Here is a 22,182-nt window from a genome sequence, read left to right as displayed (position 1 = left end):
GGGTTCCGGGGTCGTGGGCGACGTCACGCCGCGGCCGAACCCCCGTGGCTCAGAGGAACTCCAGCGGGTTGAACTCGGAGATCGGGATGATGCGCATGCGCGGCAGGCGTGCGTTGAAGGCCTTGACGTCGTACTCGAGGTCGAAGGTCTCCATGCCCTGCTCCTCGAGCTCCACGAACCCCGCGTTGCGGTACTCGCGGAAGCCCATGAGACCCAGCCGTCGGTCCTCGTCGTCCAGCAGCGCCGTCATCTGCGGCAGGAAGTCCCCGTCGTGGCTCACCAGCACCACGTCGTCGGAGCGCTCGGCCAACGCCTCCAGAGTCTTCTGGATGGCGATGTCGACGACCTTCTCGTCGGCGGCACCGGACAGCGGGATCGGCTTGTACCCGATCGCCATCAGCGCCTGCACGAAGTTCATCGGCAGGTGGTCCTCGCTCGCCGCGAGGAAGAACAACCCGGTGACCGGCTGCTCCCACGAACTCTGCACGTGCGTCAGCAGCCGCTCCCACCGGGGGCGCTCGTCGGGCTGCGGTCGACGGCCCAGGCAGTTGCCGAGGGTGGCGTCGATGTTCTCCCCGTCCACGAGGAGGTAGGTGGTCCGCTCGGCGACGGGGGTGCTCATCAACTGTCCTCGGGGGTCGGGGTGAGGGTGGTGGCCGGCGGACGCTCCTCGTCCGCCGCGTGCAGCCTACGCGCGAGTGCCTGCCCCTTGGCGTGGGCCGCGTCGCGCAGGGACTCCTGGAACGCCTCGATGCGGGAGCGCAGCGCCAGGGCCTGCTCGTCGGTGCCGGCGGCCAGGATGCGGGCGGCCAGGAGCCCCGCGTTGCGGGCTCCCCCGACGGAGACGGTGGCGACCGGCACGCCGGCGGGCATCTGCACGATCGACAGCAGCGAGTCCAGGCCGTCGAGCTGCTTCAGCGGCACCGGGACCCCGATCACCGGCAACGGCGTCACGCTGGCCAGCATGCCCGGCAGGTGGGCCGCGCCTCCCGCCCCGGCGATGACCACGCGGTAGCCCGCCGCGGCGGCGTCCACGCCGTGCTGGAGCATCTCGTGGGGCATGCGGTGGGCGGAGACCACCTGGACGGTGTGGCTGATACCGAGCTCCTCCAGGGCCTCGGCGGCGGCCGCCATCACGGGCCAGTCGCTGTCGGAGCCCATGACGATCGAGACGTCGGCGGGCGCTGTGTCGCGCAGGTGGGTCACGGGGTGTCTCCCTCAGTGGTGGGTGCGTCGTCGGTCCCCTCGAGCAGGCCGCGCGCGATCGTCGCGCGGCGCCGCAGCCCGTCCAGGTCCTCCCCGGTCACCGTGACGTGGCCGACCTTCCGCCCGGGGCGGACCTCCTTGCCGTAGAGGTGCAGGCGGGCCCCGGCGTCCTGGGCCATCACCCGGCGGGAGGCCGCGTGCAGGTCCTCGGCCGAACCCCCCAGCACGTTGGCCATGACGGTGTGTGCGGCACGGGGGGAGGTGTCGCCGAGGGGCAGGTCGAGCACGGCGCGCAGGTGCTGCTCGAACTGGTCGGTGACGGCACCGTCCTGCGTCCAGTGGCCGGAGTTGTGGGGTCGCATCGCGAGCTCGTTGACCACCCAGCCCCGGTCGCCCTCGGCCGGGGTGCCGGTCTCGAAGATCTCCACGGCCATCACCCCGGTCACCCCGAGGTCCACGGCCAGCTGCTCGGCCGCCTGCCGGACGTCCCGGGCCAGATCCGGGTCGAGCTCCGGTGCGGGGGCCTCCACCCGGGTGCAGATGCCCTGCTCCTGCACCGTGTGCACCACCGGCCAGGAGCGCACCTCACCCGAGGGGTTCCGCGCCACGAGCACGGCGAGCTCGCGACCGAAGGCCACGGCCTCCTCGGCCAGCAGCGGCTCCCCACCGGCCCGGTCGAACCACTCCTCGGCCCGGCCCAGGTCGTCGGCGCCGGTCACCACCATCACGCCCTTGCCGTCGTAGCCACCCCGGGGGGTCTTGAGCACCACCGGCCACTCGCCGCCGGCGAACTCCTCGAGCTCGGCGCGGGAGGTGACCTCACCCCATCGGGGCACGGGGAGCCCCGCCTCCCCCAGCGCGCGCCGCATGACGAGCTTGTCCTGGGCGTGGAGGAGGGCGGACGGCGCGGGGTGCAGGGCCACGCCCTCGGACTCCAGGACCGCCAGCAGCTCGCCGGGGACGTGCTCGTGGTCGAAGGTCACGACGTCGCAGACCCGGGCGAGCTCCTGCAGGCGCTCCAGGTCGTCGGCCCGCCCGACGGGGGCGTGCGCGTACACCTGGGCGGCGGCCGCGTCGGCGGACTCGGCCAGCACCACCACACCCAGCCCCAGCTCCGTGGCGGGCCCGGCGCACATGCGCGCGAGCTGCCCGCCGCCGACGATGCCGACGATGGGCGTCCCCTGCGGGACGAGGGGGCGGGACATGGCGGGGGAAGCGGCGTCGGTCACAGCGCGAGGATATCCACCGCGCGTTGGACCGCGGCCGGACCTCCCCCCGCGTACCGTGGGTCCAATGACCAGCGAGCACCACCATCCCACCGGACTTCGCCATGCCCTGGACGTCCTGTCCCGCGAGGCGAGCAAGTTCGGCGTCATCGGCCTGCTCGCCTTCATCATCGACACGGGCCTGTACAACCTGTTGATGTACGGGCCGGTCCTGTCCGCGAACGCCGCCCCCGAGGGCGTCCTGGGCGACCACCCGCTGACCAGCAAGGTGGTGGCCACCGCCGTGGCCACGGCCTTCGCGTGGTTGGGCAACCGGTACTGGACCTTCCGCAAGACGCGCCGTGCGAACGTCACGCGCGAGGCGGCGCTGTTCATCCTGTTCAACATCCTGGGCCTGCTGATCGCCCTGATCTGCCTGTGGTTCAGCCACTACATCCTGGGCTTCCGCTCGCAGCTGGCCGACAACATCTCCGGCAACGGCGTGGGCCTGGTGCTGGGCACCCTGTTCCGCTTCTGGGCCTACCGCACCTTCGTCTTCACCGAGGAGCTCGGCGACTCCCTGGAGCCCGACCACGACCAGACGGTCCGCACCGAGGACGGCCGGGTGCTCGAGGACGACGACTCCGAACTGGTGCGCCCCTACGGGGTCGAGGAGCCTGCGACGCAGCGCCACCGGCAGGACGCCGCCGAGCCGGCCGGGCCGTCGCGCCCCATCGACACCGCGGCCTGAACAAGGCCGGGTGAGCCGGCCGGCTCAGCGGGTGGGCGCCTCGACGGGCGTCGAGAGGAAGACCCCGAAGGTCGCGCGCCGCTCGTCCAGCAGCTCCAGCCGTCCCCCGACGGCCGTGATGATCTGCCGTGCGAGCGCCAGGCCGCGCCCCGTCCCCGCGCCGGAGGTCACGTGGCGCTCGAAGATGCGGTCGGCGATCTCCGGGGCGATCCCCGGCCCCTCGTCGCTGAGGACGAGCTGCACCGACGGCCCGTTGTCCTCGATGCGCAGGGTGATGATCCCCTCCCCGTAGGTCAACGAGTTCTCGATGAGGGTGGACAGCACCTGCGAGAGCACCCCCCGCGGGCAGGCGACGTGCAGCCCAAAGGTGCCCGTCACCCGCATCCCCCGCCGTTGGGCGGCGAACATGGGCTGCCACTCGTGCTGCTGCGCGGCGATGATCTCGTCCAGCAGCAGGACGTCGGTGGTGGCCAGGGCAGCGTTCGCCGCGCTCTCCAGCATCTCCTCGACGACGGAGGTCAGGCGCTCCACCTGGGTGTGCGCCCCCTCGGCCAGCTGGTGGGCCTCCTCGAGCGTCTCGGCCATCGCGACCTCGTCCATGCGGATGGTCAGTGCCGAGAGCGGCGTCCGCAGCTGGTGGGCGGCGTCGCCGGCCAGGCGCCGCTGCGAGGTGACCATCTGGGTGAGGTGCACGGCGCGACGCTGCACCGCATCGGAGAGGTCGTCGATCTCCACGATGCCGGTGAGCTCCGGACGGGCGCGGGTGCTCTCACCGGTTCCCATGCCCGGGATGCGCCGGGCCAGGGCGTCGATGGTGCCCTCGGGCCCGGCGAGCGCCTCGGCCACCCGCCCGGCGTTGAAGAGGCTCGTCAGGCGCATGCCGGCGAGCACGGCCAACGGCACCCCGAGCCAGGCCCACAGGGGTGGGCCGGTCTCGGTGAGGGTGGCCCACAGCCCCAGGGCCACGGCCACCGCTACCGGGAACAGGGCACAGAGCTGGGCCACCCGGACGGCCTTGCCGACCACCGAGGACCACAGCTGCCGCAGGGTGACCGGGGCCACTCACTCCCCCGTGACGAGGCGGAAGCCCACGCCGCGCACGGTGGCGATGAACCGGGGGTCGCTGTGGTCGTCGCCGAGCTTCTTGCGCAGCCCGGAGACGTGCATGTCCAGGGTCTTGGTGGACCCCACCCAGTCGGTCTGCCAGGCCTCGCGCATGAGCTGCTCGCGGCTGACCACCCGGCCCATGTCGCGCACCAGGATGTGCAGCAGGTCGAACTCCTTGGCGGTGAGCGTGACCTCCTCGCCGTCCACCCACGCGCGGCGGGCCGAGGAGTCGATGCGCAGCCCGTGGTCGGAGCCGTCGCCCTCGGCGCCCCCGGCCTGCGGCGCACGCCGGCGCAGCAGCGCCCGCACCCGCGCGTGGAACTCCGCGAGGCGGAACGGCTTGGTGACGTAGTCGTCGGCCCCGGCGTCCAGGCCGACGACGGTGTCGATCTCCCCGGCCCGGGCGGTGAGCATGAGCACCGGGAACGTGTGGCCCTCGGCGCGCAGCCGGCGGCACACCTCCAACCCGTCCATGCGGGGCAGCCCGATGTCCAGGATCAGCAGGGTGCAGCCCTCGCGGGCGGTGACCAGCGCGCTGGGGCCGTCGCCGACCACGGTGACGTCGAAACCCTCGCGTCGCATGGCCCGCGCCAAGGGCTGGGCGATGTCCTCGTCGTCCTCGGCGATGATCGCGACCATCGGGTCGCCCGTCTCGGTGACGGTGTCGTACTCGTTCACTGGCCCGGCCACTTCGGTGCGCGCTTCTCGGCAAAGGCGGCCACGCCCTCGGCCCGGTCACCGGAGAAGGCGGTCGCCCGCCAGCAGGCGTCCTCCACCTGCAGGCCGGTCCGCAGGTCCACGTCGGAGCCCAGGCGCATGGCGCGCTTGGCGTTGCGCAGGCCGACCGGCGAGTGGGCGCCAATGGTGGCGGCGAGCTCCAGGGCCCGCTCGCGCGCGGAGCCGGCGGCCACGAGCTCGTCGACGATGCCGATCTCGGCCGCCTCGGGCGCCGGGTACTTCGCGGCGGTGAAGATCGCGCGCGCCGCGCGGCTCCACCCGATGCGGCGGGTCAGCAGCTGCGTGCCGCCGCCGCCGGGGATGACGCCCACGGACACCTCGGGCAGCCCCAGCAGCGCCCCCTCTCCGGCCACGATGAGGTCGCACGAGAGCGCGATCTCCAGCCCGCCCCCCAGGGCGAAGCCGTCCACGGCGGCGATGGTCGGCATCGGCAGGTCCAGCACGCCGGTGTAGGCGCGCTGCGTGACCGGGCGCTGCTGCATCAGGTCGGCGTCGGTGAAGGAGTTGCGCTCCTTGAGGTCCGCACCCACGCAGAAGGCCTTCTCGTGGGCGCTGGTCACCACGACGCAGCGCGCGTCACCGGCGGCCAGCTCGTCGGTGGCGGCCGCGAGCTGCCGGGCCATCTCGGTGGAGATGGCGTTCATGGCGCCCACCCGCGCCAGCACGAGTTCGGCGACCTCGCCGGATCCCCCGTGGCGCTCGACGCGCACCCAGCTCTCCGGTGCCTCAGCAGCCCTCTGCTCACTCATTCGCTCTCTCCAAGGGTCGTGTTCTCCGGGGCGGACGCACCCGGAGGGACGGACAACAGGTGGTGCGGTGTCACCGACCCCACACCATGCAGCACCCGGGTGGGGAGCTGGGCGAACCGCCACGCAGGATCATGCCCCAGCGCCTCGGCGGTCTCACGGTCGGTCAGCACCGCGCCCGCGGCGGCCGAGGTGGTGAGGCGCGCCGCGCGGTTGACGGTGTCACCGTAGACGTCGCCGAGCCGCAGCAGCACCCGCCCCGTGGCCACGCCCACCCGCAGCGGCGGCAGCATGGGGTCGGCGTTCGCCTGTCGCACCAGGTCGTGGGCGATGAGGGTGGCCGAGCGGGGGTCCACCGCCTGATAGAGCACCTCGTCGCCGATCGTCTTGACCACGCGGCCGTGGTAGCGCGAGACCACGTCGACGACCAGCTCCTCGAAGCGGGTCACCAGGCGGGCGATCTCGCCGTCGTTGGAGCGCGCGACGCGCTCGGAGAAGGACACCATGTCCGCGAAGCCGATCGACCGGGTCACCCCTGCGGCCACCTCCTGGGAGGTCGCGTCCGCGAACAGCGTGGAGAGCGAGGCGGTGAGGTGGCGGCGCCAGGTGTAGCCGATGAGGAGCTCGAGGTCGTCGGCGAGGTCCGCCAGCACCAGACCCGTCGCGGAGGCGACCTCCGGGGTGACCCGCTCGGCCAACCCGTCGGAACCGTCCGCGCCGACCACCGCATCCGGGTGGTCCCACGAGCCCCACTCGTGGCGGTGCGTGCGGCGGTAGCGCTCGAAGTCCTGCAGGCGCTCGGCCACCACCTCGGTCTGCCAGGTGGCCAGCCGCTCGGTGGTGGTGCCGATGCCGCGGGTGAGGCTGATGAGGACGTCCTCGTCGATCTCGTAGCGCCCCAGCAGCTGACGCGCCACCGTGAGCGCCTCGATGTCGGCGTTGCTGAAGACGGCGTCCTCGGCCCGCGGGTTGTGGAAGCCCAACGAGCGCCACAGGCGGCGGGCCAGCCGCAGCGGGACCCCGGCGTGGTGCGCGACCTCGTCACGCCGCATCGTGCGCCGGCGGCCGAAGAGGCGCTCGGCGATGGCATCCATCGTGCGGGCCGGCTGGTCCGGGCCGTCGGCTGCCTGGTGGGGGGGCACGTCCGAGGGCAGGGAGTGGTTGAGCAGCGGCTGCTCACCGTGGACGGGCCGCACGTCGCGCATGCGTTCCATCGCACTCCTCTCCGGCCGACACGCAGGTACGCGTCCATCGTGTCACGGGTAACGCCCCGCGGGCCGGAGGTGGACGACGTCGGCCGCGCGGTACTCGCGCACCTCGCCCGCACCCCCGCCCTGCCCGGCAAGAGCCACCCGGACCAGCACCGCGCCGGACTCGGCCAGCCCCACCGCCTCGCCGCGCTGCACCGCGCCGTCCGGGAGGTGCAGGTCCACCTCCTGGCCGACGGTCAGGCTCACCGCCTCCAGCCGCTCGACCAGCGACGGCCCCGGGGAGCCTGCCGGGGCCACCCCCTCGGCCCGCCAGGCGCAGTGCCAGACCGCCAGGGCGTGCAACACCTCCACCGCCGTGCGCTCGCGCAGGTCGGGCGGGACGGCGGCCTCCCCACCACCCGCTGCCAGCACCTCGGCCTGCACCGACCCGTAGCGCTCCCGCGCGGAGCCGGCGGCCACGAGCGCGGAGGCGTCCCACACGTTGAGCCCGATGCCGGCCACGATGCTGTGCCCCCGGTCCCCCACCTGGCACAGGATGCCGGCCAGCTTGCGGCCCGTGGTCCGCGAGAGCACGTCGTTGGGCCACTTCACCCCGGTGGCCACGCCCAGGGCGGCCAGGGCGTCGTGGACGGCTGCACCCACGCACAGCGGCACCTGACCCCACTGGGGGGTGCGGCTGGCCGCCAGCGCCGCGCCCACCGCATCGGTCCCCTCCTCCAGCGGGAGGACGACCGACATCGCGATGCCGGAGGCCGCGGGGTTCTCCCAGCCGCGGCCCATGCGCCCCCTGCCCGCGGTCTGGTGGTCGGTGGAGACGACCTGCCACGCGCGACCCGAGGCCGCGGCCAAGGGCTGGGTGCTCGGCAGCTCGGCGTGGTGGTCGAACCCGTCGGCGAGCGCCAGCAGGGCCGCGCCCACCGCATCGAGGGGCGCCCCCGCATCGGCCCCGGCACGGTCCCCGGCCCCCCGTCGGGCATCCGCCAGGGCGCGCAACCCGCGGCGGACGGCGGCCACGTCCAAGGGGTGGCTGTGGTGGTCCTCCAAGGACACGGGCGGCCGGCTGTGGTCGGCAGACGAGAGGTGGGTCACGCCTCAACGTTAGGGTGACGCGCATGACCGACCACGGATCGCCGGGCAGCGAGCCCCAGATCGACCTGACGACCACTGCCGGACGCCTGCAGGAGCTGGAGCGCCGCCGCGCCGAGGCCGAGCACGCTGGCTCCGAGCGCGCGGTGGAGAAGCAGCACGCCAAGGGCAAGAAGACCGCCCGCGAGCGGATCGAGGAGTTCCTCGACGAGGGGTCCTTCGTGGAGCTCGACGAGTTCGCCCGCCACCGCTCCACCAACTTCGGGCAGGAGAAGAACCGCCCCTTCGGTGACGGCGTGATCACGGGCTACGGCACCGTCGAGGGCCGCACCGTGTGCGTGTTCTCGCAGGACTTCACCGTCTTCGGCGGCTCCCTGGGCGAGGTCTTCGGCGAGAAGATCGTCAAGGTCATGGAGCTCGCGATGAAGATCGGGTGCCCCGTGGTGGGCATCAACGACTCCGGCGGCGCCCGCATCCAGGAGGGTGTGGTGGCGCTGGGGCTGTACGCGGAGATCTTCCGCCGCAACGTGCACGCCTCGGGCGTGATCCCGCAGATCTCGCTGGTGATGGGCCCCTGCGCCGGTGGCGCGGTCTACTCCCCGGCGATCACCGACATCGTGGTGATGGTCGACCAGACCAGCCACATGTTCATCACCGGACCGGACGTCATCAAGACCGTCACCGGCGAGGACGTGACCTTCGAGGACCTCGGCGGTGCGCGCACCCACAACGCGACCTCCGGCGTGGCCCACTACCTCGCCAGCGACGAGGCCGACGCCCTGGACTACGTGCGCGAGCTGATGAGCTACCTGCCGCAGAACAACCTCGAGGAGGCGCCGGTCTTCGAGGCCGAGGACGCCACCGGCGAGGTCGACGAGGCGCTGGACAACCTCATCCCGGACTCGCCGAACATGCCCTACGACATGCTCACCGTCATCGAGTCGATCGTGGACGACGGCGACTTCCTGCAGGTGCAGGAGCTGTTCGCGGCCAACATCATCTGTGGCTTCGGCCGCGTGGAGGGCCGCTCGGTGGGCGTCGTGGCCAACCAGCCGATGCAGTTCGCCGGCACCCTGAACATCGACGCCAGCGAGAAGGCCGCCCGCTTCGTGCGCATGTGCGACGCGTTCAACGTGCCGGTGCTGACGCTGGTGGACGTGCCCGGCTTCCTGCCCGGCACCGACCAGGAGTGGGACGGCATCATCCGCCGCGGGGCCAAGCTGCTCTACGCGTACGCCGAGGCCACCGTCCCGCTGGTCACCGTCATCACCCGCAAGGCCTACGGCGGCGCGTACGACGTGATGGGCTCCAAGCACCTGGGCGCCGACATCAACTTCGCGTGGCCCACGGCGCAGATCGCCGTGATGGGCGCGCAGGGCGCGGCCAACATCCTGTACCGCAAGCAGCTCGCGGCCGCGCAGGCCGAGGGCGGCGACGAGGCGATGGAGGCCGAGCGCGCCAAGCGCATCGCCGAGTACGAGGAGACCCTGGCGAACCCGTGGATCGCGGCCGAGCGCGGCTACGTCGACGCGGTGATCCGTCCGGCCGACACGCGGGCCGAGGTGGCCAAGGCGCTGCGGGCCCTGCGCACCAAGCGCGAGACGCTGCCGCCCAAGAAGCACGGGAACATCCCGCTGTGAGCCCGGCGAGCAGGCAGGGGCACGCGTCGGGCGTGGAATCGGCCGGGCCCGACGCGGCACAGGAGCCCCCGGGCGAGGCGGCGTTCGCCGTCCGGGGTGCCGCGACGCCGGAGGAGCTGGCGGCGCTGACCGTGGTGCTCTCCGCGCTGGGCGGTGGCGAGGCCACGACCCCTGCCCCGGTGGGCGGATGGGGTGGTGCGGGCACCGGCGTGCGCCGCACCCCCGCATCGGGGCCCGGCGCCTGGCGCGCCTCGGCCCTCCCCCGCTGAGACGTGAACCCGCCATCGGCCGGGGTGGCGCTCACGCGCCTCGGGGGCTCCCCCACTGCGCGGTGTGGTGCCACAGGTACTTGAGCAGTTGCGGGTCGTGGTCACCGGTGCGCGCCGCCCGGCCCAGGACCGCGGCGTCGAGCACGCCGTCCCGGGCAACGACGCACGCGACGGCGAGGGGCTCCGGCCCGCGGTAGGCCGGTCGCCGCTCCAGCTCGTCCAGGGTGAGCACCCGTCCCTCGTGCCACTCGACGGGGACACCGAGCAGCGGGGCGAGGCGCTCGACCTCGGTGCCGCGGTACGCGGGGTCGAGCACCAGGGCCTCGACGTCCTGCGCCAGGGAGACCGGCCCGTGCACCTGGGCCTCCACGTAGCCGTCCAGCGGGTCACGGCCTTCGGAGCCCGGGTCCTCCCCGACGGAGCGCTCGTGAGCCAGGACAGCAGGCATGAGTCCGAAGTGCTGCGCGGTGCCGACCAGCTCGGGGTCCCAGGCCGAGTCCGGGAAGCAGAAGGTGGCCCGGTCGAGCACCGCCTCGCCAAGACGGAGGAAGGCAGAGCCGAACCTGGGCGCGCCGCCGAGTGGCCGCCGCCGGTGGTCCAGCGCGCCGTACTTGGGGCGGTGGGCGGCGGGGGCGTCGTCGTAGACGCCCCCGAACAGCTTCTGCTCCCACACCCAGCGTGCACCCCCGGGGTGGGCCGTCAGCCCGCCGTTGCTCGTGCCCGTCTCGAACTGGGAGCGATAGGTACCCCGCGCGAGCGCCGCCAGGATGTGCTCGCCCCCGGACCAGCGGTCGGGGTGGAAGTTCAGGGTGATGCGCAGGGAGCGGTCCAACGGCTCACCCGTGCACCTGTCCTCCACGTGACGCACCGCCGCCTGCGCCCACCGACTGTCCATGCCGGAACGGTAGCCGCGCACCCCGCGCTCCCCTCGCGGTTCGCGGCGAGGGAGCCGATACTGGACACATGAGGTCCCCGTACCGGCCCGGGGCGGGCGTGCTGGCCATCCTGCTCCTGAGTGGCTGCAGCCGACGTCGTGGTCGCACCCGTCGCCTCGACGGAGCACACCCACAGCTGGGCCAGGTCGTCCTGACCCGTCGCCCTCCCGGGGCCCCTGCGAGCTCAGCCCCGCCGGGCCAGGGCCTCCACGTGCCGCTGGTGGTACATCGCCGGCAGGCACTGCGCCGCGACCAGCGCCCGGGAGGCGTCCAGGTCCCCCATCGCCCCGGCGAAGGCCACCTCCATGGTCACCCCGTGTTCCGGGGCCGGTCCCAGCTCCAGCGGGTCGCCGGGCCGCACCACGCCCGGCTGGACCACCCGGAAGTAGCTACCGCAGCAGCCACGCTCGGTGAACCGCCGCAGCCAGCCGCGCTCCCCCATCCACCCGGCGAAGGTGCGGCACGGCGAGCGCGGGATCGACACCTCCAGCACCGCCGTCCCCACACGGACCTGCTGGTTGAGCACGACCGTCCGCCAGTCCACGCCGCGGGTGGTGAGGTTCTCCCCGAAGGCCCCGTCGGCGACCTCCCGCCCGAGCTCGGCCTGCCAGTGGTCGAGCTCCTCCCGCGCCACGGCGTACACCGCCTTCTGCGCGCCCCCGTGGTGGTCGACGTCCCCGATGGTGTCGCCCACCACGCCGGACCCGTCGCCGTAGGAGGGCCCGGGCGCGAACAGCTCGATGCGGTCCGCCGGCCGCTTGTCGATGCCGCTCACCCGGTCCGCGCCGCCGGGGTCCTGCCGGGGGCGGGCCACGTTGACCGAGAGCACGTCCGCATCCATGCCATGAGCGTAGAGGCAAGGACTCGGGGACCGGCCGGGCCCCGAGCACCGCACCGGTGCGGAGTTCGCCCAGGGGTGGCACCTGAACTCGGCACCGGTGCGGAACTCACGTGTCACCAGGGCACCTCGCCGCATAGGCTCCCCCCATGACCGACGTGACGCAGACCACCCGCGAGCAGACGGCGATCGACCGCATCGCCGAGGCCCACCTCGCCGCCGAGGTGGAGCTCAGCCCCGAGACCGCCACCTACCTCGGCCTTCCCGGGGACCAGTCCCGCCTCGACGACCACTCCCCCGCCGGCCTGGAGGCCGCGGCCGAGCTCAACCGTCGCACGCTGGCCGAGCTGGCCGCCGCGACCCCGGTCGACGAGGTGGACCGCGTGACCCAGGAGGCCATGACCGAACGCCTCGGCCTGGCCGTCGAGATGCACGAGGCCCTGATCCCGCACGGCGCACTCAACGTCATCGCCTCCCCGTTGCAGGGCATCCGCGACGTGTTCGACCTGATGCCCACCGACACCGCCGAGGACTGGCAGACCATCGCCACCCGCCTGGGGCACGTGCCCGAGGCGCTGGCCGGCTGGTTCAGCTCGCTGGACCACGCCCGTGAGCACGGGGTCCTCCCGGCCCAGCGGCAGGTGCGCGCCTGCATCGGGCAGTGCGAGGACATCGCCGCCGACGGCGGCTTCTTCGACGCCTTCGCCCGCGACGCCCGCACGGCCGATGGGGCGGAGCTCCCCGCCGAGCTCGCCGAGCTGCTCACCACCAACGCCCGCCTGGCCAAGTCCGCCTACGCCGATGCGGGGCACCGCCTGGGTACGGAGGTCCTGCCCACCGCCGTGGAGACCGACGCCTGCGGCGAGGAGGCCTACCGTCTGCACTCGCGCTACTTCCTGGGTGCGGAGATCGACCTCGCCGAGACCTACGCCTGGGGGCAGGCCGAGCTGGCCCGCATCAGCGGCCTCATGCAGGCCACGGCCGAGCAGATCCAGCCCGGGGCCACCATCAAGCAGGCCGTGGCGGTGCTGGACGCCGACCCGGCCTACCAGCTGCACGGCAAGCAGGCGCTGCAGGAGTGGATGCAGGGCAAGGCCGACGCAGTGATCGAGAACCTGGGCGGCACCCACTTCGACATTCCCGAGCCGGTCCGTCGCATCGAGTGCATGATCGCCCCCACCGAGACCGGCGGCATCTACTACACCGGCCCCAGCGACGACTTCTCCCGGCCGGGCCGCATGTGGTGGTCCGTGCCCAAGGGCGTCACCGAGTTCTCCGCCTGGCGCGAGCTGACCACCGTCTACCACGAGGGCGTTCCCGGCCACCACCTGCAGGTCGCGCAGACCGTGTACCGCAAGGAGCTGCTGAACTCCTGGCGCCGGCTGGCCGCGTGGACCTCCGGCCACGGTGAGGGCTGGGCCCTGTACGCCGAGTGGCTGATGGCCGACCTGGGGTACATGGACGACCCCGGCAACCGGATGGGGCTACTCGACGGCCAGATCCTGCGCGCCGCCCGGGTGGTGCTCGACATCGGCTTCCACTGCGGCTTCGAGGCTCCGGAGGAGCTCGGCGGCGGCCAGTGGACCTACGACAAGGCGTGGACCTTCCTCACCAACCACGTGAACATGGAGGAGGGCTTCCTCCGCTTCGAGCTCGACCGCTACCTCGGCTGGCCGGGGCAGGCACCGAGCTACAAGATCGGCGAGCGCCTGTGGCTCGAGCTGCGCGACACCGCCCGCGCCCAGGCCGAGGCCGCCGGCGAGGAGTTCGACCTCAAGGCCTTCCACCGCCGGGCGCTGGACCTCGGCGGCATGGGGCTGGACACCCTGCGCGAGGCGGTGCTGCGAGGCGCCTGAGCCAGGCCGTGGCGGGGCCTAGCCCCGCTCGTCCGGTGTCATGGCCACCAGGGCCAGGTAGGTCGAGCGCCCCGGCCCGGGCCTCCGGCCCCCGCACCGCTCGGACCACCTCCGGAGGACCGCGCCCAGCTCCCCGGCCAGCTCGCGGGCCTCGGCGTCGTCGAGGTGCAGGCCGACGCTGCTGTGGATGCTGCCTCCACGCGAGTGCGGCTCCGGCAGCTCCGGGGTCGGGGTGTTCGAGACGGACACCCCGACCTGACCCGCTTCCTGGTGCACCAGCAGCGACATCGGGCTCTCCGCGAGCACGGCTTGCCGCAGGGCCTCGCTCAGGTGGCGGTGGTGCCGGTCCATCATCCGGTCGAAGTGCCCCTCGGGCAGGTGCTCGGGTCGCACCACGAAGCGCTGGGCCACGGTCCGGTAGAGCCGGATCGGCCGCCCGGCGCGGGCCCGCTCCTCCACCACCTCCAGCAGTCCGAGCTCGCACCAGCGCCGGGTCCAGTAGTGCACCCGGGCGATCGGCTCCTCCAGGTACTCCGCGGCCTCGGCGATGGCCCGGGGCTCGGCGAAGTAGGGCGCCAGACAACGGACCCCACGCCCCGCGGAGAGGGCACGCACGGCCGCCGGGTCGCTGATCTCCAGCTCCTCCACCATCTACTCAGGATAATCCGTTGTGTTCGAAGTAGACCTCCCCGCAGACTCTCGCCATGCCTGAGATCCTGCGCCGGGAGGCGCTCTACTGGAAGCACGCCTGGCGCGCAGCACCCGGCCGGCTGGCGCTCGCCTGGACCCTGGCCCTGGGGATCGCCGCAGCGACCTTCGCCTCCATCCACGCCACCGCCCGCCTGGTCGGGGCCCTCGAGCGTGGCGCCCCGACCGAGGAGCTGCAGCACTGGTTGCTCGTCGCCGTCGTCGCCTTCGCCCTGACCCCGGTGCTCTCGGCCCTCCTGCAGTGGGCCGGCGCCTCCCACCAGGCCGCGATGACCGCCGACCAGCTGCACCGGCTCGGTGCCCTGGCCGATGCCCCGCACGGCATCGCCCACCTGGAGAACTCCGACCGGGCCGGCGCCCTCACCGCGCTCACCGCAGACCTGCGCAGCCAGTTCGGGCTGACGGCCACCCAGATGTCGTGGATCTCGCTGGGCATCCGCGCGCAGGGCATCGCGGCACTGGCCGTCCTCGTCCAGTGGTCGCCGTGGGCGGCCCTGGTGCTGCTGGCCGGGCAGCTCCTCCTCGGCCAGCTCTTCACCCGGTACATCCAGGTGGTGCAGGCCGACCTGATCGAGGCCGAGTCCACCGAGCGCCGCCACGCCGGGTACCTCCACGGCCTGCTGCTGGACCGCTCGGCCGGCAAGGAGGTCCGCCTCTTCGGCCTCACCGACCACCTGCTGGCCGGTCACGCCCGGATCTGGCGGGACGCCCAGCAGGGGGTGGAGAGCCGTCGCAACGCGGCGATGCGGCCAGCCCTCCTCGGCAGCCTGGTCGCCCTGGCCACCATCGGCGGCACCGTGGCCTGGGTCGCCCGCCAGGCGTGGGTCGGCGCAGCGGACGCGCAGACCGTGATGGCGGTCATCATGGCTCTGGTCGGCATCTCCGCGCTGGGCCCGCTGGGGGACCTCTCGGCCGCCAGCGCCCGGGCACGGCTCTACGCCGGCCGGCTGGAGGAGCTCGAGACCACGGCGGGTGAGGCCGCCCCGCGAGCCGCGCGGCGCCCCGCGAGCGGCGCTGCCTCGGTGCGCCTCGACCGGGTCTCCTTCACCTACCCCGGGGCCAGTGCCCCCACCCTGCGCGAGCTCTCGCTGGAGATCCCCGCCGGGCAGTCCCTGGCCCTCGTGGGCGTCAACGGGGTGGGCAAGTCGACCCTGCTCAAGCTCCTCACCGGCCTGCACCGCCCCGATGCCGGGGCCGTCCGCATCGACGAGACCGACCCGGGCACCGACGACGCGGCCCGGCAGCGCGTGGCCGTGATCTTCCAGGACTTCGCCCGCTATCACCTGAGCCTGCGGGAGAACGTCCTGCTCGGGGCACCCGCCGCCCGGGAGGCCGGGGGCGAGCAGGCCGACGCCGCGGTGGGCCGCGCCCTGGAGGCCGCCGCCTCCACGGCGCTGCTGGACCGCATCGGCTCCCCGGACACCCCGCTCGACCCGGGGTACGAGGACGGCACGGACCTCTCCGGCGGGCAGTGGCAGCGGGTCGCCCTGGCCCGGGCGCTGGCCGCCGTCGAGGAGGGGGCCGGGGTGCTGGTGCTCGACGAGCCGACCGCCGCCCTCGACGTCCGGGTGGAGGCCGAGCTCTTCGCGCAGCTGCTGCGCGCCGCCGGGCACCTCACCACGATCCTCGTCAGCCACCGGCTCTCCAGCGTGCGGCGGGCCGAGCGGATCGTCGTGCTGGGGCCCGAGGGGATCGTCGAGGACGGCAGCCACGACGAGCTCCTCGCGGCCGGCGGCGAGTACGCCCAGATGTTCACCCTGCAGGCCAGCCGGTTCGCCGGTGGGGCCCCCGCTTCCGAGGAGACCCCCGATGCGCACTGACGTCCCCCAGCCCGCCGCCCTGACCTCCGCCTGGTTCATCACCCGTGCCGCGTGGCGCAACGGACCGCTGGCCTTCTGCCTGAGCCTGCTGGAACCGCTGGCCAACGTGCTGGGGGCGATGAGCCCGCTGTTCGTCGGGATGGTCGTCGCCGGCGCCATCGAGCACGACGCCAGCCGGCTGGCGCTGGGCACCGTCGGCCTCGTCGGCTCGATGGGGATGCTCTCGACGCTGGTGCTCACCGGCCTCACCCAGCGGATGCACGTCAACGACCGGCTCGGCTTCGAGTTCGACCAGCGCAGCGGCCGCCAGTCCGGGACCACCCCGACGATGGACCACCTCGTGGACCCGGCACACCGGGACACGCTGCAGGTGCTCACCGAGCGCCGCGGCGCGATGGGGCTGGCCTTCCAGAGCCTGGTCAACCTGCTCAACAACGTCGGCTCGGTCGCCGCGAGCCTGGTCGTGGCCTTCCTCGTCGACCCCCGCCTGCTGCTGCTCGGCATCGGGCTGGTGCCGGCGCTGTGGGCGGCCCGGAAGGTCACCACCTGGGACGCCGAGGGTGAGGAGCGCTCGGCGCCGCAGGGGCGCCTCTCCGGCCACCTGCTGGAGGCCCGGAGCACCCCCGCCTCGGCCGCGGAGCTGCGGGTCATGGGGGCCCGGGACCACCTGGCACGGCTCTCGGAGGAGGCCACCCGCTCCTGGCGCCGCCCCGTCCTGCGGGCCGAGCGCCGCGGCGCGCTGCTCAACGCGACGGTCTCCACGCTGTACCTGGCCGCCGGCGGGACGGTGCTGTGGTGGATGCTGCAGGACGTCCTGGCCGGTCGCCTCGGCCCGGGGACGGTGGCGGCGGCGATCGTCGTCGTCTCCGAGCTGCCCCAGCAGGCCACCCAGCTGCTCGGGGTGAGCTTCCAGGCCGCCCGGTCGACCCGCATCGGGCGACGGGCCCTGTGGCTGGAGCGCTACGCCGAGGCCAGCACCCACCCCGGGGAGCTGCCGCCCCCGCCCGGCCTGGTCGACGGCATCCGGCTGGAGGGCGTCACGTTCACCTACCCCGGTGCGCAGCGGCCGACCTTCACCGGGCTCGACCTGCACCTGCCGGCCGGGGCCACGGTCGCCGTGGTCGGGGAGAACGGGGCGGGCAAGTCGACCCTGGTGAATCTGCTGACCGGCATGTACTCCCTCGACGCCGGACGGATCCTGGTGGACGGGGTGCCGCTGACCGAGCTGGACCTGGAGGCCTGGCGGGCCCGCTGCTCGGGGGCCTTCCAGGACCACGTGGCGCTCCACACCACGGCTCGGGAGGCCATCCGGGTGGGGGCGCTCGACGCGCCGGCGGACGACGCCGTCGTCCACGCGGCCCTGGAGCGGGCGGCGGCCACCGACGTGCTGCGGGCCCTGCCGGACGGGCTGGACACCCCGCTGGGACCGGAGCACGGCGGTGTGGGGCTCTCCGGCGGGCAGTGGCAGCGGCTGGCCATCGCCCGCGGCATGATGCGGACCACTCCCCTGCTGCAGGTCCTCGACGAGCCCACCAGCGCGCTGGACCCGGCCACCGAGCACGCGCTCTTCGACGGGTTCGCCGAGGCCGGCCGGCGCAGTCGGGCCGAGGGCGGCATCACCCTGCTCATCACGCACCGCTTCTCCACCGTCTCGGCGGCGGACCTCGTGGTGGTGCTCCACGAGGGGAAGGTGGCCGAGGTGGGTACGCACGACGAGCTCCTGGCCGCCGGCGGGCGCTATGCCGAGCTCTACGCCCTCCAGGCCTCGGGCTACCGGTGAGGCGCACTACCCTCGGGCGCATGACGCAGCCGCCACAGGGCCCCGCCACCCACGACGCCGACGAGGCGAGCACCGAGCACCCCGTCCACGACGCATCGACGGATGGGGTGCCGCCGGGGCAGCACCTCGTGCTGGCGAGCCAGTCGGCTTCCCGCCTGGCCCTGCTGCAGGCTGCCGGCATCGAGCCGCGGGTCCACGCCTCCGGGGTGGACGAGGACGCGGCCCTGGCCCGGGCGGAGGAGCTGATCGGCGCATCGCTGGCCCCCGACGAGGTGGCCCTCACGCTGGCGCGTGCCAAGTGCGAGGCCGTGGCCGGGACAGCCGGGCCGTTCACCGCGCACCTCCTGCTGGAGCTCACCGAGGAGCCTGGTGTGCCCCACGAACGTCACGAGCCCGCGGCCGGAGCCCCCTCGACGGCCGGCTCCGGCCACCCGGGCCACGCGGGCAGCGCGGCCGGCGCCGGCTGCTCGGTGGTCGCGCACTACGTGGTCGACGGGCCGCTGGGCCTCGGGCGCCTGTTGACGCAGCTGGCCGGCCCGGCCATCGCCGCCGACCTGCGCCGGGCTGCGCGACTGGCCACCGGCTGCCGGTGAGCCGGCCCAGTAGGCTCGGGGGCATGAGCCCATCCGCCCCCACGTCCGAGCAGTCCCCCGTCGTCACATCCGTCGTGTCCGATCACCCCATCGAGCCCGGGAAGGTCCGCGCCGCCACCCTGGTGGACGACGACGCGGTGCGCACCGTGTGCTTCGCGATCGACGCCGGGGAAGGACTGACCGAGCACAAGGCGCCCCACCGCATCGTCATCACCGTCGTCGCCGGGGCGATGGAGTTCACCGTCGGCGACGAGACGCACGCGATGGTGCCCGGCGACGTGGTGAACCTCGCCGCCTCGGTGCCGCACGCCGTGGCCGCCACCGAGCCCTGCCACTTCCTGCTCACGATGGTGAAGTCCGTGTGAGCGCCGCGCAGCACGAACGCCCCGGCCACCGGCTGGTGCTGGCCAGCCAGTCCCCCTCCCGCTTCGCGCTGTTGGGCGCGGCCGGCATCGAGCCCCGCGTGCACGTCTCCGGGGTGGACGAGGGGGCCGAGCTCGCCCGCGCCCAGGAGGCGGCCGGGCAGGCCTTCAGCCCCGATGAGGTGGCGCTGGTGCTCGCGCGCGCCAAGTGCGAGGCCGCGGCATCGGAGCTGGCCGAGGACGCCACCGCCGAGGTCGTCATCGGCTGCGACTCGGTGCTCGAGCTCGACGGGGACGTGCACGGCAAGCCCGGCACCCCCGAGGTGGCCGCGGAGCGCTGGCGCTCGATGCGGGGGCGCACCGGCACGCTGCACACGGGCCACTGGCTGATCGACCTGCGCGACACCGACCCCGAGGGCGAGGGCGGCTCCGGTGCGACGCTGGGCGCGGTGGCCTCCACCGACCTGACCTTCGCCGAGGTCACCGACGCCGAGATCGAGGCCTACGTCGCCACCGGGGAGCCGTTGGGTGTCGCCGGGGCGTTCACCCTCGAGGGCCACGGGGCGCCGTTCATCACCCGTGTCGAGGGCGACCCCAGTGCGGTGCAGGGGCTGTCGCTCTCGCTGCTGCGCGAGCTGTTGGCCGCGGCCGGCATCGGCATCCACGAGCTCTGGGGCTGACCGGGCGCCGCGCAGGCCGCCGCGGGGCGGCGGTCACGGCGCCGGAATATCCAGCCCCTGCGCGCCTTTCGCGCTCCTCGTGCGGCCCACCGGGAGAGCGGCCAGCCCACCGCTCACCGCGAGGAGACGGCTGCCTCCTCGGCCTCCACCTGGGCCATGAAATCGCGCTTGCCGGCCTGCCACTGGTCCTCGGTGCACCCGGTGCGCCAGTACCCGGAGATGGACACCGCCTCCTTGGCCAGGCCCTGCTCCACGAACAGGTACCGGCGCAGCTCCTTGACCATCTCGGCCACGCCGTGCACGAACACCCGCACGCCCTGGGGCAGGGCGCCCTGCTCCCGGACCGCGTGGGCGAGGGCGTGCCCGTGGCCGGCGCCGTCACGGGGCACCACCACCAGCTCGATGCCGTCGCCCTGCGGCAGGTCGGGGACCGACTCCGCACCCGAGACCTCCACGAAGACCTGGGCGGTCGCCCCCTGGGCCACCACCCGCTCCATCGCCGCCGCCACGGCCGGGATGGCGGACTCGTCCCCGGCGAGCAGGTGGTGCGCGCCGGGCGTCGGCCCCCAGGCGCCGCCCGGACCACGGAAGCTGACGCGCTCCCCCGGCTGCACCGACGCGGCCCACGGACCGGCCAGGCCCTCGTCACCGTGGACGACCAAGTCGACCGCCATCCGGCCGTCCCGGACCTCCCGGATCGTGTAGGTGCGCGTGATCGGCCAGAGCTCGCGCGGGTGCTCGGCCTGCACGGCATCGGGGTGCACCGGGTGGGCGTACGGCGCCCCGGCCGGCGGGAAGAGGAACTTCACGTAGTGGTCGGTGTGCTCGAGCTCGCCCAGCGCGCCGACGCCCTCACCGGCGAACCACACCCGCACCATCTCCGGGGTGAGCCACTCGGTGGAGACGACCTCGACGGTGCGGACGGGACGGGCCGGACGGCCGGACGGGGCGGTGACAGTCATGGGATCTCCTCGGTTGAGTGAGGTCACCCTAACTGGCACCGCCCCGTCCGGCGTCGTGGGTTCCGTCCGGGGTCAGACCGGCGGGATGTCCCGGCGGCGGGTGGAGAACACCCGCTCGCGGTTCCGTGCGAACTCCAGGCGCTTGAGCAACTCGTCGCGCAGCGCGTCGGCCTCGATGATGCCGTCGATCACCAGGTCGCTGGCCAGGCGCTCGAGGTCCACGTCCTTGACGTACTCCTCGCGCATCTCCTGCACGAACGCGTCGCGCGCCTCCGTGCCCTGCTCGGCCTCGATCTCGGCGATCTTGTTGGCGTACACCGCGTTCACGGCGGCCTCCGGCCCCATCACCGCGATGCGGCCGGTGGGCAGGGCGAGGGTGGCGTCGGGCGCGAAGCCTGGTCCCCCCATCGCGTACAGGCCCGCGCCGTAGGCCTTGCGGACGATGATGCAGAACTGCGGCACCGTCGCGCTCGAGACGGCCGAGACCATCTTGGCGCCGTGGCGGATGATCCCACCGCGCTCCACCTCGGAGCCGATCATGAAGCCCGGCACGTCCACCAGGTACAGCAGCGGGATGGAGTAGGCGTCGCACAGCCAGATGAACCGCGAGGCCTTGTCTGCGGAGTCGGTGAACAGCACGCCGCCCTTGGCCGCGGAGTTGTTCGCGACCACTCCGACCGTCCGGCCGTCCATACGGGCGAACCCGATGACCAGCTCCGGGGCGAAGAGCTCCTTGATCTCGAAGAACGAGTCATCGTCCACCAGGCCGTCGACCACCTCGTGGATGTCGAAGGGCAGGCTCTCCACCTCCGGCACCGTGGTGCGCGTCAGCGGCTCGGCCGGCTCCTCGGCGACGTACGGCTCCAGCGGCGTCTGCCAGTTCTGCGGCACGTAGGAGAAGTACATCTTGGCCGTCTCGATGGCCTCGCTGTCGTCCTGCACGAGGATGTCACCCACGCCGGAGACGGTGCAGTGCATGCGTGCGCCGCCCATCTCGTCGAGGGTGACCTTCTCGCCCACCACCATCTCCGCCATGCGGGGGCTGCCCAGGTACATCGAGGCGTTGCCCTCCACCATGATCACCACGTCGGTGAAGCTGGGGATGTACGCACCACCGGCCGCCGACGGGCCGAACAGGCAGCAGATCTGCGGCACCTTGCCCGAGAGCGCCACCTGGTTGTGGAAGATCCGCCCGGCGCCGCGACGGCCCGGGAAGAGCTCGACCTGGTCGGTGATCCGGGCACCGGCGGAGTCGACGAACCAGAAGACCGGCAGCTCCTCGCGGAGCGCCGCCTCGGTGGCCCGCACGATCTTCTCCACGGTGCGCGCACCCCAGGACCCGGCCTTCACGGTCGGGTCGTTGGCGATGACGATGGCCGGGCGGCCGTCGACCGTGCCCCGCCCGGTGACCACGCCGTCGGCCGGGAGGCCCTCGGCGGTGGCGTTGGCGTAGCGGGCGTCCTCGACGAAGGAGCCCTCGTCGAAGAGCAGCGCGATGCGGTCGCGCACGTAGAGCTTGTTCTGCTTCTCGAGCTTGGCCGCGCCCTTCTCGGTGGGGGCCGCGGAGGCGGCGTGGGCCTCGTTGAGACGGCGCCGGACGTCGGCGACCTTCTCGTCCCCGCCGGGGGTCGCGTCGGCGAAGGGCTGCACCCCGGGGGTCTCGCCTGCGGTGGTGGTGGTCGTCATCGG

General features: G+C 73.6%; 22 protein-coding genes. 9 read left to right on the top strand and 13 right to left on the bottom strand.

Features of this window, described 5'->3' with window-relative positions:
- Window positions 1-49: 49 nt before the first annotated feature.
- Genes KSED_RS04090 through KSED_RS04080 form a run of 3 tightly spaced genes read right to left on the bottom strand, consistent with a single transcriptional unit; the run spans window position 50 to window position 2,411 of the window.
- On the bottom strand, window positions 50-622 hold the full coding sequence (locus KSED_RS04090; protein WP_012802312.1) for an NYN domain-containing protein: 573 nt from the start codon (window positions 620-622) through the stop codon (window positions 50-52).
- Window positions 622-1,161: a 5-(carboxyamino)imidazole ribonucleotide mutase gene (purE, locus tag KSED_RS04085; RefSeq protein WP_049758616.1), complete on the bottom strand. Its 540-nt coding sequence runs from the start codon at window positions 1,159-1,161 to the stop codon at window positions 622-624. The genes KSED_RS04090 and purE overlap by 1 nt, the downstream gene beginning before the upstream one ends.
- 41 nt (window positions 1,162-1,202) lie before the next feature.
- Window positions 1,203-2,411 carry a 5-(carboxyamino)imidazole ribonucleotide synthase gene (locus KSED_RS04080; protein ID WP_049758614.1) on the bottom strand — a complete coding sequence of 403 codons (1,209 nt, stop codon included), beginning with the start codon at window positions 2,409-2,411 and terminating at the stop codon, window positions 1,203-1,205.
- An 88-nt stretch (window positions 2,412-2,499) separates the two neighbouring features.
- Here KSED_RS04080 and KSED_RS04075 point away from each other — a divergent pair, with 88 nt between their 5' ends.
- Complete coding sequence (locus KSED_RS04075; protein WP_012802309.1) at window positions 2,500-3,162, top strand: GtrA family protein; 663 nt, start codon at window positions 2,500-2,502, stop codon at window positions 3,160-3,162.
- A gap of 24 nt (window positions 3,163-3,186) precedes the next feature.
- Here the strand turns inward: KSED_RS04075 and KSED_RS04070 are convergent, their stop codons facing one another.
- The 5 genes from KSED_RS04070 to KSED_RS13450 are packed head-to-tail and all read right to left on the bottom strand — an operon-like array spanning window position 3,187 to window position 8,053.
- Complete coding sequence (locus KSED_RS04070) at window positions 3,187-4,224, bottom strand: sensor histidine kinase (protein WP_012802308.1); 1,038 nt, start codon at window positions 4,222-4,224, stop codon at window positions 3,187-3,189.
- Window positions 4,225-4,908, bottom strand: a complete 684-nt coding sequence (locus KSED_RS04065) for a response regulator transcription factor (RefSeq protein ID WP_041291216.1) — start codon at window positions 4,906-4,908, stop codon at window positions 4,225-4,227.
- A gap of 35 nt (window positions 4,909-4,943) precedes the next feature.
- On the bottom strand, window positions 4,944-5,756 hold the full coding sequence (locus KSED_RS04060) for an enoyl-CoA hydratase/isomerase family protein (RefSeq protein ID WP_012802306.1): 813 nt from the start codon (window positions 5,754-5,756) through the stop codon (window positions 4,944-4,946).
- Window positions 5,753-6,967 carry an adenylate/guanylate cyclase domain-containing protein gene (locus tag KSED_RS04055; RefSeq protein WP_012802305.1) on the bottom strand — a complete coding sequence of 405 codons (1,215 nt, stop codon included), beginning with the start codon at window positions 6,965-6,967 and terminating at the stop codon, window positions 5,753-5,755. Before KSED_RS04055 ends, KSED_RS04060 begins: the two co-directional genes overlap by 4 nt.
- A 42-nt stretch (window positions 6,968-7,009) precedes the next feature.
- Complete coding sequence (locus tag KSED_RS13450) at window positions 7,010-8,053, bottom strand: biotin--[acetyl-CoA-carboxylase] ligase (RefSeq protein ID WP_012802304.1); 1,044 nt, start codon at window positions 8,051-8,053, stop codon at window positions 7,010-7,012.
- A gap of 23 nt (window positions 8,054-8,076) precedes the next feature.
- Here KSED_RS13450 and KSED_RS04040 point away from each other — a divergent pair, with 23 nt between their 5' ends.
- A complete protein-coding gene (locus KSED_RS04040) occupies window positions 8,077-9,690 on the top strand; it encodes an acyl-CoA carboxylase subunit beta (protein ID WP_012802303.1) in 1,614 nt (537 codons plus the stop codon).
- Window positions 9,691-9,722: 32 nt separating this feature from the next.
- Window positions 9,723-9,959: an acyl-CoA carboxylase epsilon subunit gene (locus KSED_RS04035; protein ID WP_012802302.1), complete on the top strand. Its 237-nt coding sequence runs from the start codon at window positions 9,723-9,725 to the stop codon at window positions 9,957-9,959.
- Between the two features lie 31 nt (window positions 9,960-9,990).
- On the opposite strand, the gene KSED_RS04030 is transcribed toward KSED_RS04035, so the two are convergent.
- Together KSED_RS04030 and KSED_RS04025 are read right to left on the bottom strand one after the other, a co-directional pair.
- Complete coding sequence (locus tag KSED_RS04030) at window positions 9,991-10,854, bottom strand: DUF3626 domain-containing protein (RefSeq protein WP_041291212.1); 864 nt, start codon at window positions 10,852-10,854, stop codon at window positions 9,991-9,993.
- A gap of 224 nt (window positions 10,855-11,078) precedes the next feature.
- On the bottom strand, window positions 11,079-11,735 hold the full coding sequence (locus KSED_RS04025; protein ID WP_041290852.1) for an MOSC domain-containing protein: 657 nt from the start codon (window positions 11,733-11,735) through the stop codon (window positions 11,079-11,081).
- Between the two features lie 146 nt (window positions 11,736-11,881).
- On the opposite strand from KSED_RS04025, the gene KSED_RS04020 reads away from it, so the two are divergent.
- Complete coding sequence (locus KSED_RS04020; RefSeq protein ID WP_012802299.1) at window positions 11,882-13,588, top strand: DUF885 domain-containing protein; 1,707 nt, start codon at window positions 11,882-11,884, stop codon at window positions 13,586-13,588.
- A gap of 18 nt (window positions 13,589-13,606) precedes the next feature.
- Here KSED_RS04020 and KSED_RS04015 read toward each other — a convergent pair whose 3' ends face one another.
- A complete protein-coding gene (locus tag KSED_RS04015) occupies window positions 13,607-14,239 on the bottom strand; it encodes a hypothetical protein (protein ID WP_012802298.1) in 633 nt (210 codons plus the stop codon).
- A gap of 53 nt (window positions 14,240-14,292) precedes the next feature.
- On the opposite strand from KSED_RS04015, the gene KSED_RS04010 reads away from it, so the two are divergent.
- From KSED_RS04010 to KSED_RS03990, 5 genes are read left to right on the top strand one after another with little or no spacing between them, the layout of a single operon-like run.
- Entirely contained in the window at window positions 14,293-16,116 is a 1,824-nt protein-coding gene (locus KSED_RS04010) for an ATP-binding cassette domain-containing protein (RefSeq protein WP_012802297.1), read from the top strand.
- The gene (locus tag KSED_RS15630) at window positions 16,106-17,896 is read left to right on the top strand and encodes an ABC transporter ATP-binding protein (protein WP_012802296.1); all 1,791 of its coding nucleotides are present in this window, start codon (window positions 16,106-16,108) and stop codon (window positions 17,894-17,896) included. Before KSED_RS04010 ends, KSED_RS15630 begins: the two co-directional genes overlap by 11 nt.
- Window positions 17,897-17,916: 20 nt before the next feature.
- Entirely contained in the window at window positions 17,917-18,489 is a 573-nt protein-coding gene (locus KSED_RS15625; RefSeq protein ID WP_012802295.1) for a Maf family protein, read from the top strand.
- A gap of 23 nt (window positions 18,490-18,512) precedes the next feature.
- Window positions 18,513-18,854, top strand: coding sequence for a cupin domain-containing protein (locus tag KSED_RS03995; protein WP_012802294.1), 342 nt, complete (start codon window positions 18,513-18,515; stop codon window positions 18,852-18,854).
- Window positions 18,851-19,531: a Maf family protein gene (locus KSED_RS03990; RefSeq protein WP_012802293.1), complete on the top strand. Its 681-nt coding sequence runs from the start codon at window positions 18,851-18,853 to the stop codon at window positions 19,529-19,531. The genes KSED_RS03995 and KSED_RS03990 overlap by 4 nt, the downstream gene beginning before the upstream one ends.
- 113 nt (window positions 19,532-19,644) lie before the next feature.
- Here the strand turns inward: KSED_RS03990 and KSED_RS03985 are convergent, their stop codons facing one another.
- Both KSED_RS03985 and KSED_RS03980 read right to left on the bottom strand, forming a co-directional pair.
- Entirely contained in the window at window positions 19,645-20,493 is an 849-nt protein-coding gene (locus tag KSED_RS03985; RefSeq protein WP_012802292.1) for a siderophore-interacting protein, read from the bottom strand.
- Window positions 20,494-20,565: 72 nt separating this feature from the next.
- The gene (locus KSED_RS03980) at window positions 20,566-22,179 is read right to left on the bottom strand and encodes an acyl-CoA carboxylase subunit beta (protein ID WP_012802291.1); all 1,614 of its coding nucleotides are present in this window, start codon (window positions 22,177-22,179) and stop codon (window positions 20,566-20,568) included.
- Window positions 22,180-22,182: the final 3 nt, after the last annotated feature.

This window comes from Kytococcus sedentarius DSM 20547, assembly GCF_000023925.1.
Taxonomy (GTDB): Bacteria; Actinomycetota; Actinomycetes; order Actinomycetales; family Dermatophilaceae; genus Kytococcus; species Kytococcus sedentarius.
Note: the sequence above shows the minus strand (reverse complement) of the source record. Positions and strands in the feature narration are given on the sequence as shown.